Raw genomic sequence first — 16,769 nt, forward strand, 5'->3', positions numbered from 1 at the left:
CCGCTGTTCTCCTTTACCCGGTCAGAGGAACGGCCGCGCCGCCAGCGCGCCCGCTCCCGGGAGCTTCCGGCAGACCTCTCCGGAAACTCCCGACCGCCTTTTTGTCCGTCTCCCCGATTATCACACGCTTCGGGCGCAACTGCGCGCCGGGGCCCGTACCCATGCCGACCGCGTGCGCCAGAAACAAAACGGCCCCGCCGAAGCGGGGCCGTTGTGCCGGGCACGCGTGCCCGGGAGCGTGAAGCTGCGCTCAGACGGGCATTACATGCCCATGTCCATGCCGCCCATGCCGCCCATGCCACCCATGCCGCCCATGCCACCGGCAGCGGGCTTGTCTTCGACCAGCTCGCCGACCATGCAGTCGGTGGTGAGCATCAGGCCGGCCACCGAAGCGGCGTTCTGCAGCGCGGTGCGCTCGACCTTGGTCGGGTCCAGCACGCCCATCTCGACCATGTCGCCGTACTCGCCGGTCGCGGCGTTGTAGCCGAAGTTACCCGAACCTTCGTTGACCTTGTTGACCACCACCGAGGGCTCGTCGCCGGCGTTGGCGACGATCTCGCGCAGCGGCTGCTCCATCGCGCGCAGCACGATCTTGATGCCGGCGTCCTGGTCGTGGTTGTCGCCCTTCAGGCTGCCCAGGTTGGCGCGGGCACGCAGCAGCGCGACGCCGCCGCCCGGGACGATGCCTTCTTCAACGGCAGCGCGGGTGGCGTGCAGCGCGTCTTCGACGCGGGCCTTCTTTTCCTTCATTTCGACTTCGGTGGCGGCACCGACCTTGATCACGGCAACGCCGCCGGCGAGCTTGGCGACGCGCTCCTGCAGCTTCTCGCGGTCGTAGTCGGAGGTGGCTTCCTCGATCTGCACGCGGATCTGCTTGACGCGCGCTTCGATGCGCTCGGCTTCGCCGGCGCCGTCGATGAGGATCGTGTTTTCCTTGCCGATCTCGATGCGCTTGGCCTGGCCGAGGTCAGCCAGCGTGGCCTTCTCGAGGGTCAGGCCGACTTCTTCGGCGATGACCTGGCCGCCCGTGAGGATGGCGATGTCTTCGAGCATGGCCTTGCGACGGTCGCCGAAGCCCGGGGCCTTGACGGCGCAGGTCTTCAGGATGCCGCGGATGTTGTTCACGACCAGGGTCGCCAGCGCCTCGCCTTCGACGTCTTCGGCGATGATCAGCAGCGGACGGCCGGCCTTGGCGACCTGCTCGAGCACCGGCAGGAGGTCACGGATGTTGGAGATCTTCTTGTCGAACAGCAGGACGAACGGGTTCTCGAGGATCGCGACCTGCTTGTCCGGGTTGTTGATGAAGTAGGGGCTGAGGTAGCCGCGGTCGAACTGCATGCCCTCGACGACGTCGAGTTCGTTGTTCAGCGACTTGCCGTCTTCGACGGTGATGACGCCTTCCTTGCCGACCTTGTCCATCGCACGGGCGATGATGTCGCCGATGTCCTGGTCCGAGTTCGCCGAGATCGAGCCGACCTGGGCGATTTCCTTGTTGGTCGAGCAGGGCTTCGACAGCTTCTTCAGCTCTTCGATGGTGGCGACGACGGCCTTGTCGATGCCGCGCTTGAGGTCCATCGGGTTCATGCCGGCGGCGACGTACTTCATGCCTTCGCGCACGATCGACTGGGCCAGCACGGTCGCGGTGGTGGTGCCGTCACCGGCGATGTCGGAGGTCTTGGAAGCGACTTCCTTGACCATCTGCGCGCCCATGTTGGCGAACTTGTCCTTCAGTTCGATTTCCTTGGCGACCGACACGCCGTCCTTGGTCACCGTCGGGGCGCCGAACGAGCGCTCGAGCACGACGTTGCGGCCCTTCGGGCCGAGGGTCACCTTGACCGCGTCGGCCAGGATGTTGACGCCTTCGACCATGCGGGCACGGGCGGAATCACCGAACTTGACTTCTTTAGCTGCCATTGTTGATTGCTCCTAGGATTCGTTTGACGAGGCGGAACGGGAGGCTCAGGCCTCGACCACGCCCATGATGTCTTCTTCACGCATGACGAGCAGCTCGTCGCCTTCGACCTTGACGGTCTGGCCGGCGTACTTGCCGAACAGGACCTTGTCGCCGACCTTGACGGCCATCGGGCGGACCTTGCCGTCGTCGAGGATCTTGCCGTTGCCCACGGCCAGCACTTCGCCCTGGTCGGGCTTCTCGCCGGCCGAGTCGGGGATCACGATGCCGCTGGCGGTCTTGCGTTCGGCTTCGAGGCGCTTGACGATCACACGATCATGCAAGGGACGGATTTTCATTGAGTCACTCCTTGTTATCACATCGAGCACGGGACACGGCCCGTCAGGAAAATTCGCTGTGGCCACGGGCCTGGCCCGGGCCGTTAGCACTCACTGCCAACGAGTGCTAATAATAGGGACGCACTTTTGGGATTTCAAGTGCGGTTCGGTGAGAAATTTTTGTCGGGCCCGGAAAGCCTCCGGCGCGCCACCACCGCAGCGGGTGGACGAGGAAGAAAAGGCAGTGCGCCTCTCCCGGGATCGGCGGGAGAGGAGAGGCGCCGCGGCGTCAGTCCTTGAGGACGGCCGCCATCGCTTCGGCAACGTAGTCGACGTTGCGGGTGTTGAGGCCGGCGACGCACATGCGGCCGGAGCGCACCAGATACACGGCGAATTCCTCGCGCAGGCGGTCGACCTGCTCGGGGCTGAGGCCGGTGTAGCTGAACATGCCGCGCTGCTTGACGAAGTAGCTGAAGTCGCGCCCCGGCACGCGGGCGGTGATCACGTCGTGGAGCTTCTGGCGCATCGCGCGGATGCGGGAGCGCATCGCCTCGACCTCGCCGGTCCATTCGCCGTACAGCGCGGGGTCGTCCATCACCATCGCGGTGACGCGCCCGCCGTGGAAGGGGGGGCTGGAGTAGTTGCGGCGCACGGTGAACTTCATCTGGCCGAGCACGCGTGCGGCTTCCTCGGCGTCCTGGCACACGATGGACAGGCCGCCGCAGCGTTCGCCGTAGAACGAGAGGTTCTTGGAGAAGGAGTTGCTGACGAGAAAGCTCACGCCGGCGTCGGCGAGCGCGCGGATCGCGAAGGCGTCGTCGTCGAGGCTGTCGCCAAAGCCCTGGTAGGCGATGTCGAGGAAGGGGATGAGCTTGCGTTCCTTCGCGACGGCGATGACGGCGCGCCACTGATCCTGCGACAGGTCGACGCCGGTCGGGTTATGGCAGCAGGGGTGCAGCAGCACGATGCTGCGGGCCGGCAGGGTGTTTAGCGTCGCGAGCATGGCGTCGAAGCGCACGCCGCCGGTCGCCGCATCGTAGTAGGGGTAGTCATGCACGGCGATGCCGGCGCCCTCGAAGATCGAGCGGTGGTTGTCCCAGGTCGGATCGCTGACCCACACCTCGCTGGCGGGGAAGTAGCGCTTCAGCAGATCGGCGCCGACCTTGAGCGCGCCCGAGCCGCCGATGGTCTGGATCGTGGCGATGCGGCCGGCCTTGAGCGCGGCGTGTTCCGGACCGAAGAGCAGGCGCTGCACGGCGGCACGGTAGTCGGCGGCACCTTCCATCGGCAGGTAGGAGCGCGGCAGCGGCGTCGCGGCAAGCGCCACTTCGGCCTTGCGCACCGAGCCGAGCAGCGGGATGCGGCCTTCCTCGTCGTAGTACAGGCCGATGCCGAGATTGACTTTCTGCGCACGCGGATCCTGCATGAAGGTTTCGACGAGGGTGAGGATGGGGTCGCCGGGGTAGGCGTCGACGTGTTCGAACATGGGCAAGCGGCTCCGCGGTGATCGGTCGGGTTGAACGGTCGCTGCAGCGCGGACGAAATGACACGGCGCACGCGGACAGCAGTTACGGGAGTGTATCCGATCGGATCGTCGCGGCACGTCGACGCACGCAGCGGCGTATCTCCGTGCCGAAATTTCCCGGCCGGCGGCAGCCCTTGCCTCGGCTTGCCCGCCCGATCATCCCGGCGACATGAGGAAGGTAACTTTATGTGACAATGGCGCCTTAGTCCTAAGGTTATATCCGATCCGCCCGCCGATGCCGTCACGCAGACATCTCGCCCCGCTGCTCGCCGCAACCCTGTGCGCCGCTGCCGCCCTGCTGCCTGCGGGTGCATCGGCCGGCGAGCAGGCCTACCGGGCGGTCGCGGCGGCACGCAAGCTGGTCGCCTCGGGGCAGGTCCCGACGGGCACGCGCATCGTCCTCGGCTTCAAGCAGGGCAACATCAACGCCTTCCTGGGAGCGGATCTCGCGCTGCAGAAGGAATGGGAGAACCTGACCGGCATCGTCCTGGACGCCCACATCGTCCCGCAGCAGCCGATTCGCGAGACCCTGCGCAGCACACCTGGCTTCGACCTCGCCGTGGCGCGCAACCACGAGTACCCCGACCTGCTGGCAGACGGCCTGATCACCGAGATCGGACCGCTGATGGCGGAATACGGCTACAGGTTCGACGACAACGGCACCGACGGGTACATGCGGCCGGATCTGCAGTCCAGGGTCGGCGACCATACCGTCGCGATTCCGGCCGACGGGGACATCGTGCTGATGTACCTGCGCCGCGACCTCATGGAAGACGGGCAGGAGCAGGCGGCTTTCCACAAGGCTTACGGGCGTCCGCTCGCACCGCCGAGGACCTGGACCGAGTACGAGGATCTGGTGCGCTTCTTCCACCGGCCGTCGCAGGGCCTGTACGGCGCGGCCGAGGAGCGCGACGAGGAAGGCGCGTGGATGTACTGGATGCCGCGCTTCCTGTCTTCGGCGGCACCGCTCGCGGAGCTGTTCGACGACCAGATGCGGCCGCGGCTGAACACGCCGGGCGCACTCGCGGCGACCGAGAACTATGTCGCAATGGTGAAGTATGCGCCCCAGGGCATCACCGATCCGGGGCGCAACTACAATTTCACGCTGCCGCTGTTCGCGCAGGGAAAGGCCTTCACGACGATGAACACGATCGCGGGCGCGCGCATGTTCAATGGCGAAGGCTCCGCGGTGCGCGGCAAGTTCGTCGCGGTTCCCCTGCCCGGCTGGCGCGTGGACAACCGCCTCGTGCGGCAGAGCACGCTCATCTACGGCAACAACCTGGTGATCCCGAAAACAGCCCGGAATCCCCGCCTTGCTTTCCTGTACGCGATGTGGGCAACGGATCCGGACGTGTCGACGCGTTTGATCGGCATCACGGGCGCATTCACCGACCCCTATCGCTGGAATCACGTGCGCGATGCGCGGATTCGCAAGATCTACACGCCCGAGGCGCTCGAGACCTTCAGCGGGGAATGGGCGGCGGCGCAACCCGCCGGCACCGGCCTGCAGGGGGACGCGCAGTATCTCGCGGCGCTCGATCGCAACCTGACCGCAGCGGCACGCGGCGAGATCGGCGCCCAAGAGGCGATGAGCCGCACGAGCGCCGAATGGGAGCAGATCACCGACCGGCTCGGCCGCGCCAGGCAGATCCTGCAGTGGCAGGCGTTCCGCCGCCAGTTCGGTGGCCGCCCATGAATCCGATGCGCTCCCCCCTGCTCGGACGGGGCCTGTTCCGCCAGTCGCTGCTGGTGCGGCTGTCGACCATGTTCGCGCTGGGCGGCGTGCTGGTGGCGACGATCCTCCTGATCGGCAACCGCGTCCTCGACGACGCAAAGCTGCGGCTCGAGGACACGGTCATCCGGCAGGTGCAGCCCCTGGCGGCGACGCACCGCCTGCAGGCGCTCAGCAACGAGCTGCGCGCGCTGGAACTGGAGCTGCCCTCGGTGCACGACGTGTTCGCGCTGCCGCAATACGCGGAACGGATGCGCTCCGGGGTCGAGGGGATGACGCAGGAGCTGACCCCGTTCCTCGCCGCGCTCGCGGCCACCCGGCCGGACGACGCCCGGCGCCTGGAAAAGCACTGGCTTCATTACCGCGAGGATGTGGAGGAAATCATCCGCCTCGCGGCCGCCATGGACATCGCGGCGGTGGAGTCGGTCACCAGCACCCGCACGCGCAGCGCCCACGCGGCGATTTCGACGACCCTGCGCGAGCTGGTGAGCACAACCGAACACGCCGCCACCGACGCCTACCGGCAGGCGCGCGACGAGCAGCAGCAGCAGCAGCGCTTCTTCCTGACGCTGTCGCTGGGCGGCTTCCTGTTCCTCGCGGCCGTCCTGGTCGTGTTTGCGCGCTCGCTGTCGCGCCGGCTGCGCGCCTTGCGCGATGCGGCGTCCCGGCTGGCCGCCGGGGAAGACCGCGAGCCGATCGCGATCTCGGGCGACGACGAGATCAGCGACCTCGGCCGGGCGTTCAACACCATGCAGGACATGGTCGTGTCGCGCGAGCGCAGCCTGCGGACCGCGCAGGAAGAGCTCGAGGACCGCGTCACGCAGCGCACGCGCGCCCTGGCCATGGCCAACGCACGCCTGTGGATGCTGTCGCAAGCCGTCGAACAGAATCCCATCGGGGTGCTGATCGCGAATGCCGACCGTCGCGTGGAGTACGCGAACGCTGCCTATGTGCGCGTCACCGGCCGCCCGGCGGACACGCTCCTCGCGAGTTCGCTGCCGAAGCCGGCCGACACGGACCAGAGCCGGGCCGTCGATGCGGAATTCCGTGCCGCCCTGCTGGCGGGAGGAGACTGGGACGGCGAGCGCCGCAGCCGCCGCCCCGATGGCAGCGAATACTGGGAACACCTGCGCCTGGTCACGATGCGCAACGAGCACGGGGCGCCGGCGCACGTGCTGCTGATGCGCGAGGACATCTCGGAACGCCGCTCCCAGGAAGAAAAGGTCGCGTACCAGGCCTACTACGACAGCCTCACGGCGCTGCCGAACCGCACGCTCGCGCTCGACCGCCTGCAGCAGGCGACGGGCCGCGCGAGCCGCGACGGCACGATGTGCGCGGTGATGTTCGTCGACCTGGACAACTTCAAGCAGATCAACGATACCCTCGGCCACGTCGCCGGCGACGAGCTGCTGTGCCAGGCGGCGACGCGGCTGCGCTCGGTGATCCGCGCGGAAGATACGGTCGCACGGCTGGGCGGCGACGAATTTCTCATCATCCTCGGCATCACGCAGGCGAGCGCCGCCGACGCGGCGGCGAGCAAGGTCATCCAGGCCTTCACACCGCCCTTCCAGATCGAAGGCCGCGAGTTCATCGCCTCGCCGAGCATCGGTGTCTCGCTCTACCCCAACGACGGCGACGAACCGGCCGTGCTGCTGCGCAACGCCGACCTCGCGATGTACGAAGCGAAGGACGCCGGCCGCAACACCTTCCGCTTCTTCAACCAGCAGATCCACGACGACTCCGTCGCCCGCATGGAGATGGAGCGCGAATTGCGCGGTGCGCTCGAACGCGGCGAGCTGGAGGTGCATTTCCAGCCCCTGGTCGCGGCCCGGGACGGCCGCCTCGTGGGCGCCGAGGCGCTGCTGCGCTGGACGCACCCGGAGCTCGGACGCGTCCCGCCGGACCGTTTCATCCCTATCGCGGAGCAGAGCGGACTGATCGTCAGCATCGGCAACTGGGTGCTGGACCAGGCCTGTTCGCACGCGGCGCAGTGGCGCGAGGCCTGCGGCGGCGAATTCGTGATGGCGGTCAACGTGTCGCCACGCCAGTTCGCCCATGCCGGGCTGGTCGACACGATCAGGGCTTGCGTGGAGCGCTACGCGATCCCGCGCAACCAGCTCGAGATCGAGGTCACCGAAGGGCTGCTGATCCGCAACCCGGGCGAAGTGCGCGAGGCCATGCTCGCCCTCGAAGCCGCCGGCGTGACGGTCGCGCTCGACGACTTCGGCACCGGCTACTCGTCGCTGAGCTACCTGCGCGCCTTCCCTTTCCACACGATCAAGATCGACCGCAGCTTCATCCGCGACCTTTCGGAGGACGCCGAAGACTGCGCGCTGGTCGTCGCGGCCATCCGCATGGCGCGGGCATTGGGGCTGCGCGTGGTCGCCGAAGGGGTCGAAACCGAGGTCCAGTCGCGCTTCCTCGCGCGCCAGGAATCGGATGTCCTGCAAGGCTATCTTTTCGGTCCGCCGATTCCTGCACAGGATTTCGCGGCCGATTGGGTGCAGAATCCTGCTCGTCGGGCATTTTCGTCATGACAGGACATGCACACGGGCGACGACAAGCGGACGGGTTCTCCACCCACTGAGGGCGGACAGGACGGACGGCGGGAGCTGATTGCAGCGACCGACGCGAGCATCGGCATGTTCGTCGTGGAGCTCGATCGCCCGTGGATCGGCACGCCTTTCCTGCTTCAGGGCTTCCTGATCGAGGACGACGAGACGCTCGACCGGTTGCGCGACTCCTGCCGCTTCCTCTACATCGACCGCAGCCGCTCGGTCGGCGAACACTATGCGGCGCCCGGCAGCACCAACCCGGCCTCGACCGTCGGCCATTCGGTGCCGCGCCGGGCCGTGCTGGAGGCCGTCGCGCCTTCCGGAGCCGGCCAGCTGAGCTTTCTCGAGGCGCTCGCGCTCGTACGCAAGGGCAGCCTCGACGCGGCAGCGGCACGCCGGCTTGCGGGCGACGCCATCGCGGACCGGCCCGAAACCCGCTCCGTCGAGCGCGAGATCATCCGCGTCTCCCCGGTGGTGGCGCAGACCGAAGCGGTCTTCGATCAGGTCATCGCCGACGTGCGCGAGAACCGCAACCCGGACATCGGCCAGGTGACGGGATGCGTCGACGACATGCTCCAGAGCGTGAAGCGCAACCCGGATGCGCTGCTGTGGCTGATCCGGCTCAAGAAGTACGACCGCTACAGCTACCAGCACGCGCTGGATGTCACCGTGCACCTGATGGTGTTCGCGCACAGCCTGGGTTTTTCCGAGGACGGCGCGACCGTGATGGGGGTCGCCGGCATGATGCAGGACGTCGGCAAGATCCGCCTGCCCGAGCGCGTGCTGCAGAAGGCCGGGCGGCTGAGCCAGCTCGAGATGGAGATCGCGAAGTCGCACGTCGAGTTCTCGACGCGCATCGTCCTGCAGGACCCGAAGCCGATGCCGGGGCTCGTCGAGATCGTCAGCCGCCACCATGAACGCATCGACGGCACGGGCTATCCCGTCGGGCTGCGCAACGGCGCGATCGGCCTGCGCGCGGAGATGTCCGGACTGGTTGACACCTTCTGTGCGATGACCAGCAAGCGCGCCTACGAGGAACCGCTGAGCACGCAGCGCGCGCTGGAAGCGCTGGTGCGGATGCGCGACGTCAAGTTCTCGGCCAACGTCGTGGATGGGTTCATCCAGTGCATCGGCCTGTACCCGGCCGGCACGCTGGTCGAACTCAATACCGGCGAAGTCGCCGTCGTCATCGCGCAGAACCGCGTGCGGCGGATGCTGCCGCGCGTGCTGGTGCTGCTGTGCTCGGACAAGTCGCCGAACCGCCACCCCCCCACCCTGGACCTGCTCTATTCGCCCCAGACCCCCGCCGGCGAACCGTACCGGATACTGCGCGCGCTCCCCGTGGGCGCCTACGGCATCGATCCCTCGGAGTTCTACCTATCCTGAACACGAGCCTGAACATTTCTCCGGGCTGCGCGGACGAGGTACTCGCGGCGGTCGGCTACTCCACGACCGACGCGGCGGCCTTGCGGGCGTTTGCGCTCGCCATTCCTGCGGAAACCTTCGACGCCGCCTTTGCCGACGGCGTGGAGCGAAACTTCACGCAGCCGATCGCGGCCAGCCAGACGGTGCTCTGCGCCCAGCTGCTGGAGCGGCCCCTGTGGGGCACGCCGGAGTGGCTCGAATCGCTCGCCACGACATGGCTGGACTGCCAGCAGCAGGGCGCCCCGCGCACGCTGCCGACCACCGCGTGCGCCTGTCTCATCGAAGCCGTGCATGCCGCGCTGCATGCCGCAGGCCCGGCGCCCGGACGCGCGGAATGCGACATCCTGGTGGCGACCGCGAAGCTCGCCCAGGCCGTGCAGGCCACGCTCGCGAGGGCCTCGCTCGACTGCCTGGACCTGCGCGTGGCAGCGGGGGAAGGGGTGGACCCGGTCACCGGCCTGCCGACACGCACGCGCTTCCTGCATGCGATCGAACGCCTGATGAGCCCCCCGCTGCAGCAGCCGCTCGGCCTGCTGCTCCTGCATGTCGCCTGGGGTCCGAGCGCGCCGGAGCAGCTCAGTGCCCAGCGCGACCGCCTGCGGCGGGCGCTCAGCGATGCGATGGGCCGCGTGCTGCGACCGGGCGATGTGCTGTACTCGATCGCCGACCAGGAATGGGCGCTGATCATGCCGGAACTGCGCAGCGTCGGCCAGGTACAGCTGGCCGCACGGCGCCTGATCGAGATCTGCGAGCGCTCGCCCGAGCACGGCGTGCCGCAGCTGCGCGGCTCGATCCACGCGGGCACGGCCTGCGCCCCCGACGATGGCGTCTCCGCCCACGACCTGGAGCACGCCGCCCGCGCCGCGCTGCATCGCGCGATCCGCGCCGACGTGCCGGTGGTGTGCTTCCACGCCGACATGATCGCGCGCATGGAACACGAGATCGACATCGAACGCGAAATCGCCCGCACGATCACACATCCGCCGTTCCAGCTCTGGCTGCAACCGCAGATCCGGCTCGGCAGCGGCCGCTGCGCGGGCGCCGAAGCCCTGTTGCGCTGGCAGCGCGACGACGGCGAATGGGTGCCTCCGCCGCAGATCATCGAGACCGCCAGCCGCCTCGGCCTGATGCCCGGCCTGTCGCGCTGGCTGCTCGGCCAGACGGCGCGCATGATCGGCGAACTCGGCGCCGAAGGCGTCGAAGTGCCGATATCGCTCAACCTCGTCGCGCAGGATCTGCATGACGAGGATCTCCCCGAACTGGTTGCCCAGGCACTCTCGACCTGGAAGGTGCCGCCCTCGCGCCTGGTGCTGGAAGTCACGGAAAGCGCGCTGATCGGCGACCGCGACCGCGCTGGGCGGGTGATCCAGGGCTTGCGCGCGCTCGGCTGCGGCGTGTCGCTGGACGACTTCGGCACGGGCTTCTCGTCGTTCGCCTACATGCGCGACCTGCCCGTGAGCGAGCTGAAGATCGACCAGCTCTTCGTGCGCGACATGCTGCGTTCGGGCCGCGACCACGCCATCGTCACAACGGTGCAGGCGCTCGCCCACGGCTTCGGCATGCGCGTCGTCGCCGAAGGGGTCGAGGATCAGTCCACGGCCGACGAGCTCCAGCGCATCGGCTGCGATCTCGCGCAGGGCTTCCTGTATGCGCGGGCGATGCCGCAGCGCGACTTCGTGCCCTGGGTGAAGGCGCGCAACGCGGACTAGCCGCCGCTCAGAACGCGACCGCGATGCCGAAGTGCAGGCGCAGGCGCTGGTCGGCCTGTCCCCAGGCCACGTCCAGCGCGATCGGCCCGGCCGGACTCTTCCAGCGCGCGCCGACGCCGTAGCCCTGCTTGAGCTCGAAGGTGTCGCGATCGTCGGCCGCGTTGCCCATGTCGACGAAGGCCGCGGCTCCCCATTGCGGGCGGAACCAATGCACATATTCCGCGCTCGCGGTCGCGAGATAGCGCCCGCCCACGGTCGCATCGGCCTCCCGCACCCCCAGGCTCTGGTACGCGTAGCCGCGCACCGTCTGCGTGCCGCCGGTGCGGAAGAGGAAATCCTGCGGCACGCCGTCGCGGCTCTTCGCCAGCGTCGCCCCGCCCTCGGCGCGCAGGATCAGCACGTCGCGCGTCGCCATCGGCACATAGCGCACGTAACGCCCATACAGGCGCACGAAGTTCTGGTCCGACAGCAGCGCCCGCGCGCCGCCGCCGATCTCCAGCTGCAGCACGTCACCGCGCCGCGGATCGAGTGCGTCATCGACCGCGCGCCGCGTCCACGACCAGTTCAGCGTCAGCGCCTTGCGCCGGGTCGTCTCGCCGCCGTCGGGCTTGCGCTCCTCCTGCTGCAGGCGCAGCGCCAGGCGTGTATCGATCGAGCCGCCGGTGACGCTGCGCTTGTTCGTGCGCGCGACGCCCACCGCCTGGGTCGAGAGCGTGAGCCCTTCGACCGTGCTGCGCTCGGCCGCGGCGCCGACACTGTCGCGATGGGTCCCGCCCGTCGGCGGCAGGAACACGTCGGCGAACACGGTCTGGCGCAGCTGCTCGATGCGCAGGGCGCTGGCGAGCTCCCAGCCGCGGCCGAACAGATTCACGTCGCGCCAGCTGATCTCGCCGCGAAACCCGGTGTTGCTCGAATAGCCGGCGCCGAAACCGAGCTGGCGCGAACGCGCCTCGGTCACCTGCACGCGCACCGGCACCGCCGCGGCGAGCGCCGGGTCGCGCTCGACGTCGACGACCACGGAGGCCAGCTGCGGCACATTCTGCAGCGTGCTCTGCAAGGCCAGCAGCTCGTCCTGGTTGAAGGGGCGCCCCGGCTGCAGCGTGCTGAAGCGCTGCACCAGGTCGGGGGGCAGGTGCTTCAGCCCTGACACCTCGATCGGACCGAGGAAGAAGGGCGGACCGGAGTCAACGGTCACCGAGAGCCGCACGGTCGCCGATTCGGGGTCGACCTCGGCGCGGCTGTCGGCGATGCGCGCCGCCGCGTAATCGCGCGCCGCGACCTCGTCGAGGAGGCGCCGCTTGGCGTCGTCCCACGCCGACTGGCGAAACACCTGCCCGGCCACCAGCGCCCAGGCCTTCCTCAGCTCCGCGCGCCGCGCCGCGAGTGCCTCTCCCTCACCGCCGAGCGCGCCGTCGAACTGCACGTCGACGGCGGCGACCTTCGCCGGCGTGCCGGGCACGACGGTGAGCTTCCAGTCATCGGCATCCTCGCGATCGAGGCGCACCTCCGGCGAGAAATAGCCTTCGGTCGCCAGCAGGTCCGCCACCTCGCGGCGCGTGCGGCGCGCGAGTGCGAGGCGATCCGCACGCGCTTCGGGCAGGATCTGGTCGGAACGGTGGAGGATGCGCAGATGACGTTCGAGCAGCGGGCGCACGCTGTCGGGGGCGTCCAGCGCCACGCGCAGCGGCTGCTGCGCCCCGGCCACGGGAGCCAGCAGCGCAAGGCACAGCGCGAGGAGCAGGCCCTCGCCGAAGGCTCGGGCGCGGTAGGCGGTCATGACCGGATTGTACCGGCCTGCGACCGCCTGCCGGGGGCAGACGGCGCCGGTGTTGCGCGCCGTTACCGTCCCTTGCCTCAGTTGCCCATGGCCATCAGGCTGGCATTGCCGCCCGCGGCCGCGGTGTTGATGCTCACGGTGCGCTCGGCCACGAGGCGGCCGAGGTCGTACTCGGGCTGCGGGCGCGCGAGCGGCAGGATGGGGCCGTCGCGGCGCGCGAGACGCACGCGCCACGCGTCGGCCTGCTCGTCGCTGCCGTCGAAGAGCAGCGCACCGAAGTCGCCGTCGAACCACTTCGCGTCGATGCTCACACGCTGCGCCACTTCTGCGGGAAGCGCCGCAACGAGCTTGCGGGCGAGCGCATCGTCGCCGAGCACCACGCGGTTGCCCGTCGCCAGCGCCGCCATCAGCTGATGGAAGTACCCCGCCATCGCGCCGGCGACCGCCGCGACGACGCCGCGCGGCTTGAAGCTCAGGCTGTTGTCCTCGCCGGTCGGCCCGGGCAGCGCGAGGCGCAGGTCGGCGAGGTGATGGCTGCGATAGGCTTCGGCGCGCACGCGCAGCGCCATCGTGTCGTCGCCCTCGACCAGCGCGCGGCCCGCTTCATCGACCCAGCCGGCGAAGCGTTCGAAGAGGTTCGGCACCGCGACCGCTGTCGCAAACTCCGCCCCCGGACTGCGGCGCAGCAGGCGGTGCAGGTACAGGGGGCCGCCCGCCTTCGGCCCGGTGCCGGAACGCCCCTCGCCGCCGAAGGGCTGCACGCCGACGACTGCGCCGATCATGTTGCGGTTCACGTAGATGTTGCCGACGTGGGCACGCGCGACGATGTCGTTGATCGTCTCGTCGATGCGCGAGTGGATGCCCAGCGTGAGGCCGTAACCGCTCGCATTGATCTCGTCGACCACTCGCGGCAGATCACTCGCGGCAAAGCGCAGCACGTGCAGCACCGGGCCGAACACTTCGCGCTGCAGCTGCGCGAGCGAATCGATCTCGATCATCGTCGGCGGGATGAAAGTGCCCTTCGCGCAGGCTTCCGGCACCGGCAGCTGGGTCAGCTTCGCGCCGCCGCTGCGCATCGCCTCGATGTGGCGCGCCAGCCCCGCCTGCGCCTCGGCATCGATCACCGGACCGATGTCCGCGCGCACGTCCGCGGTGTTGCCGACCTTCAGTTCGCGCGTCGCGCCTTCGATCATCTCGACCACGCGATCGGCGATATCCTCCTGCAGGCACAGCACGCGCAGCGCGGAGCAGCGCTGGCCGGCCGAATCGAAGCTCGACGCGAGCACGTCGCCGACGACCTGCTCGGGCAGCGCCGTCGAATCGACGATCATCGCGTTCTGGCCGCCGGTCTCGGCGATCAGCGGTACGTCGCCGCCGCGCTCCGCGAGCGTGCGGTTGATGATCATCGCGACCTCGGTCGAACCGGTGAACATCACGCCGCGCACGCGCGCATCGCGCACCAGCGCCGCACCGACGATCTCGCCGCGGCCCGGCAGCAGCTGCACCGCCGCTTCCGGCACGCCCGCCTCGCGGAACAGGCGCACCGCCCACGCGGCGATCAGAGGCGTCTGCTCGGCCGGCTTCGCCAGCACCGGGTTGCCCGCGACGAGCGCCGCAGCCACCTGGCCGGTGAAGATCGCGAGCGGGAAGTTCCACGGGCTGATGCACAGCACCGGCCCCAGCGGCTGATGCAGCCCGTTGTCCAGTTCGCGCGCCTGCTGCGCGTAGTAGCGGCAGAAATCCACGGCTTCGCGCAACTCGGCGATCGCGTTCGACCACGACTTGCCCGCCTCGCGCACGGCCAGCGCGATCAGCGCGGGGCCGTCGCGCTCGAGGAGGTCGGCCGTGCGCTCCAGGCACTCGGCGCGCTGCACGGGCGAACGCACCGCCCAGTCGTGCGCCCCCGCCTCGGCGGCACGCAATGCGGCCTCGACTTCCGCCAGATCGGCTTCGATGACTTCACCGACGATGTCCTCGAGATCGGCCGGATTGCGCACCGGCTGTGGCGACCCGGCGACGACGACGCCGGCCACGAGCGGTCCGGCCGCATGGCGCAGCTTGCGGCTTGCCGCCAGCGCCGCGGCGATGGCCGAGCGTACCGGCTCGCTCGACAGGTCGAAGCCCTGCGAATTGCGCCGCCCCTGGCCGTACAGGTCCTTCGGCAGCGCGATGCGCGGATGCGGCGAGCCGGCGAGTGGCTCGGCCAGCGCCACCGGATCGCGCACAAGTTCCTCGACCGGCACGTTCTCATCCACGATCAGGTTCACGAAGCTGGTGTTCGCGCCGTTCTCCAGCAGGCGGCGCACGAGGTACGCGAGCAGGGTCTCGTGGCTGCCCACCGGCGCGTAGATGCGCACCAGGCGGCTCAGCGCCGGGTCGGCGACGATCTGGTCGTACAGCGGCTCGCCCATGCCGTGCAGGCACTGGAACTCGTAGTCACCCTTGCGATAATCGCCCTCGGCCATGTGCATGATCGAGGCCATCGAGTGCGCGTTGTGCGTCGCGAACTGCGGATAGATCACGTCGCGCGCGGCCAGAAGCTTCTTCGCGCAGGCGAGGTAGGACACGTCCGTGTACACCTTGCGCGTATAGACCGGATAGCCCTCCAGCCCGTCGATCTGCGCACGCTTGATCTCGGCGTCCCAGTACGCGCCCTTCACCAGGCGCACCATCAGGCGGCGCTCCTTGCGGCGGGCGAGATCGGCGATCCAGTCGATCACAAAAGGTGCGCGCTTCTGGTAGGCCTGCACGACGAAACCGATGCCGTCCCAGCCCGCGAGATCGGGGTCCTCGACCAGCGCCTCGAGGAGATCCAGCGAGATATCCAGCCGGTCGGCCTCCTCGGCGTCGATGTTGAGGCCGATGTCGTAGCCGCGCGCGAGTTCGCACAGCTGCCTGAGCCGGGGCAGCAGCTCACCCATCACGCGCTCGCGCTGCGCCCAGTGGTAGCGCGGATGCAGCGCCGAGAGCTTCACCGAGATGCCGTTGCCGTCGACCACGCCACGCTTCGCCGAGCCGTTGCCGATCGCATGGATCGCGTGCTCGTAATCCTGGTAGTAGCGCTCGGCGTCCGCCGCGGTCATCGCGGCTTCGCCCAGCATGTCGAAGGAATAGCGGTAGCCGCGTCCTTCGCGCTCGCGGCCGCGCTCCAGCGCCTCCTCGATCGTCCGCCCGGTCACGAACTGCTCGCCCAGCAGGCGCATCGCCAGATCCATGCCCTTGCGGATCAGCGGCTCGCCGCCGCGCGTCAGCAGCTTCGACAACGCGCTCGCCAGCCCTTCCTCGCTGCGCGTCGCGACCAGCCGCCCGGTGATCAGCAGCCCCCAGGTCGCCGCATTCACGAACAGCGACGGGCTTTGGCCGAGGTGCGCGCGCCAGTCGCCGCGCGCGAGCTTGTCACGGATCAGGCGATCCGCCGTCGCCTTGTCCGGCACGCGCAGCAGCGCCTCGGCGAGGCACATCAGCGCGACGCCCTCCTGGCTCGACAGCGAAAACTCCTTCATCAGTGCATCGACGCCACTCGAACGGGCGCGCTTGGAGCGCAGGCCGACGACGAGCTGGCGCGCGAGATCGTGGATGCGCCGCTGCAACGTCGCGTCGACGCGCGCGGCGTCGACGAGCGGCGGAACGCATTCGGGCTCGGGGCTGCGATAGGCGTCGAAGATGCGCTGACGCAGCGCCGGGCGCGGTTCGACAGGCAGTGCGGCAAGAACGGTGGGATTATTCTGGGTGCTCATGGACGCAAGACTCCGCTAAGGATTGCCGGCGGATCTCCCGCCGCCGGCCCGGACAGGCGACCTCGCCCGTCGAAGACCCG

The 16,769-nt window shown here is 69.0% G+C and carries 9 protein-coding genes; 4 read left to right on the forward strand and 5 right to left on the reverse strand.

The genetic code is table 11. The features are described 5' to 3' along the window. Positions 1–261 precede the first annotated feature (261 nt). The 3 genes from groL to GPA22_RS14150 form a co-directional block, all read right to left on the reverse strand. Positions 262–1,914 carry a chaperonin GroEL gene (groL, locus tag GPA22_RS14140; RefSeq protein WP_169256707.1) on the reverse strand — a complete coding sequence of 551 codons (1,653 nt, stop codon included), beginning with the start codon at positions 1,912–1,914 and terminating at the stop codon, positions 262–264. A gap of 45 nt (positions 1,915–1,959) precedes the next feature. Then, positions 1,960–2,250, reverse strand: a complete 291-nt coding sequence (gene groES / locus GPA22_RS14145) for a co-chaperone GroES (protein WP_004311482.1) — start codon at positions 2,248–2,250, stop codon at positions 1,960–1,962. A gap of 268 nt (positions 2,251–2,518) precedes the next feature. Continuing rightward, the gene (locus GPA22_RS14150) at positions 2,519–3,715 is read right to left on the reverse strand and encodes an amino acid aminotransferase (protein ID WP_169256708.1); all 1,197 of its coding nucleotides are present in this window, start codon (positions 3,713–3,715) and stop codon (positions 2,519–2,521) included. A 274-nt stretch (positions 3,716–3,989) separates the two neighbouring features. On the opposite strand from GPA22_RS14150, the gene GPA22_RS14155 reads away from it, so the two are divergent. The 4 genes from GPA22_RS14155 (at position 3,990) to GPA22_RS14170 (ending at position 11,175) form a co-directional block, all read left to right on the forward strand. Beyond that, positions 3,990–5,450, forward strand: a complete 1,461-nt coding sequence (locus GPA22_RS14155; RefSeq protein ID WP_169256709.1) for an ABC transporter substrate-binding protein — start codon at positions 3,990–3,992, stop codon at positions 5,448–5,450. Further along, positions 5,447–8,023 carry an EAL domain-containing protein gene (locus tag GPA22_RS14160; RefSeq protein WP_169256710.1) on the forward strand — a complete coding sequence of 859 codons (2,577 nt, stop codon included), beginning with the start codon at positions 5,447–5,449 and terminating at the stop codon, positions 8,021–8,023. The genes GPA22_RS14155 and GPA22_RS14160 overlap by 4 nt, the downstream gene beginning before the upstream one ends. A 6-nt stretch (positions 8,024–8,029) precedes the next feature. After that, the gene (locus GPA22_RS14165; protein WP_246264379.1) at positions 8,030–9,427 is read left to right on the forward strand and encodes a cyclic di-GMP phosphodiesterase; all 1,398 of its coding nucleotides are present in this window, start codon (positions 8,030–8,032) and stop codon (positions 9,425–9,427) included. Positions 9,428–9,507: 80 nt separating this feature from the next. Continuing rightward, positions 9,508–11,175 (forward strand): putative bifunctional diguanylate cyclase/phosphodiesterase, encoded by a 1,668-nt coding sequence (locus GPA22_RS14170; protein ID WP_246264381.1) that lies wholly within the window; start codon positions 9,508–9,510, stop codon positions 11,173–11,175. Positions 11,176–11,182: 7 nt separating this feature from the next. Here the strand turns inward: GPA22_RS14170 and GPA22_RS14175 are convergent, their stop codons facing one another. Continuing rightward, positions 11,183–12,952, reverse strand: a complete 1,770-nt coding sequence (locus tag GPA22_RS14175; RefSeq protein ID WP_169256711.1) for an autotransporter assembly complex protein TamA — start codon at positions 12,950–12,952, stop codon at positions 11,183–11,185. 77 nt (positions 12,953–13,029) lie between these two features. Next, positions 13,030–16,689: a trifunctional transcriptional regulator/proline dehydrogenase/L-glutamate gamma-semialdehyde dehydrogenase gene (gene putA / locus GPA22_RS14180; RefSeq protein WP_211169127.1), complete on the reverse strand. Its 3,660-nt coding sequence runs from the start codon at positions 16,687–16,689 to the stop codon at positions 13,030–13,032. Between the last annotated feature and the right edge of the window lie 80 nt (positions 16,690–16,769).

Source organism: Aromatoleum toluvorans (genome assembly GCF_012910905.1).
In the GTDB taxonomy this organism is placed as follows: domain Bacteria; phylum Pseudomonadota; class Gammaproteobacteria; order Burkholderiales; family Rhodocyclaceae; genus Aromatoleum; species Aromatoleum toluvorans.

What these genes read in the sequence shown, in the direction of transcription:
- GPA22_RS14155 (WP_169256709.1), top strand. Translation starts at nt 3,990, where the DNA reads ATGCCGTCACGCAGACATCTCGCCCCGCTGCTCGCCGCAACCCTGTGC.
- GPA22_RS14175 (WP_169256711.1), bottom strand. Translation starts at nt 12,952, where the DNA reads ATGACCGCCTACCGCGCCCGAGCCTTCGGCGAGGGCCTGCTCCTCGCG.
- groES (WP_004311482.1), bottom strand. Translation starts at nt 2,250, where the DNA reads ATGAAAATCCGTCCCTTGCATGATCGTGTGATCGTCAAGCGCCTCGAA.
- putA (WP_211169127.1), bottom strand. Translation starts at nt 16,689, where the DNA reads ATGAGCACCCAGAATAATCCCACCGTTCTTGCCGCACTGCCTGTCGAA.
- GPA22_RS14165 (WP_246264379.1), top strand. Translation starts at nt 8,030, where the DNA reads ATGCACACGGGCGACGACAAGCGGACGGGTTCTCCACCCACTGAGGGC.
- GPA22_RS14160 (WP_169256710.1), top strand. Translation starts at nt 5,447, where the DNA reads ATGAATCCGATGCGCTCCCCCCTGCTCGGACGGGGCCTGTTCCGCCAG.
- groL (WP_169256707.1), bottom strand. Translation starts at nt 1,914, where the DNA reads ATGGCAGCTAAAGAAGTCAAGTTCGGTGATTCCGCCCGTGCCCGCATG.
- GPA22_RS14150 (WP_169256708.1), bottom strand. Translation starts at nt 3,715, where the DNA reads ATGTTCGAACACGTCGACGCCTACCCCGGCGACCCCATCCTCACCCTC.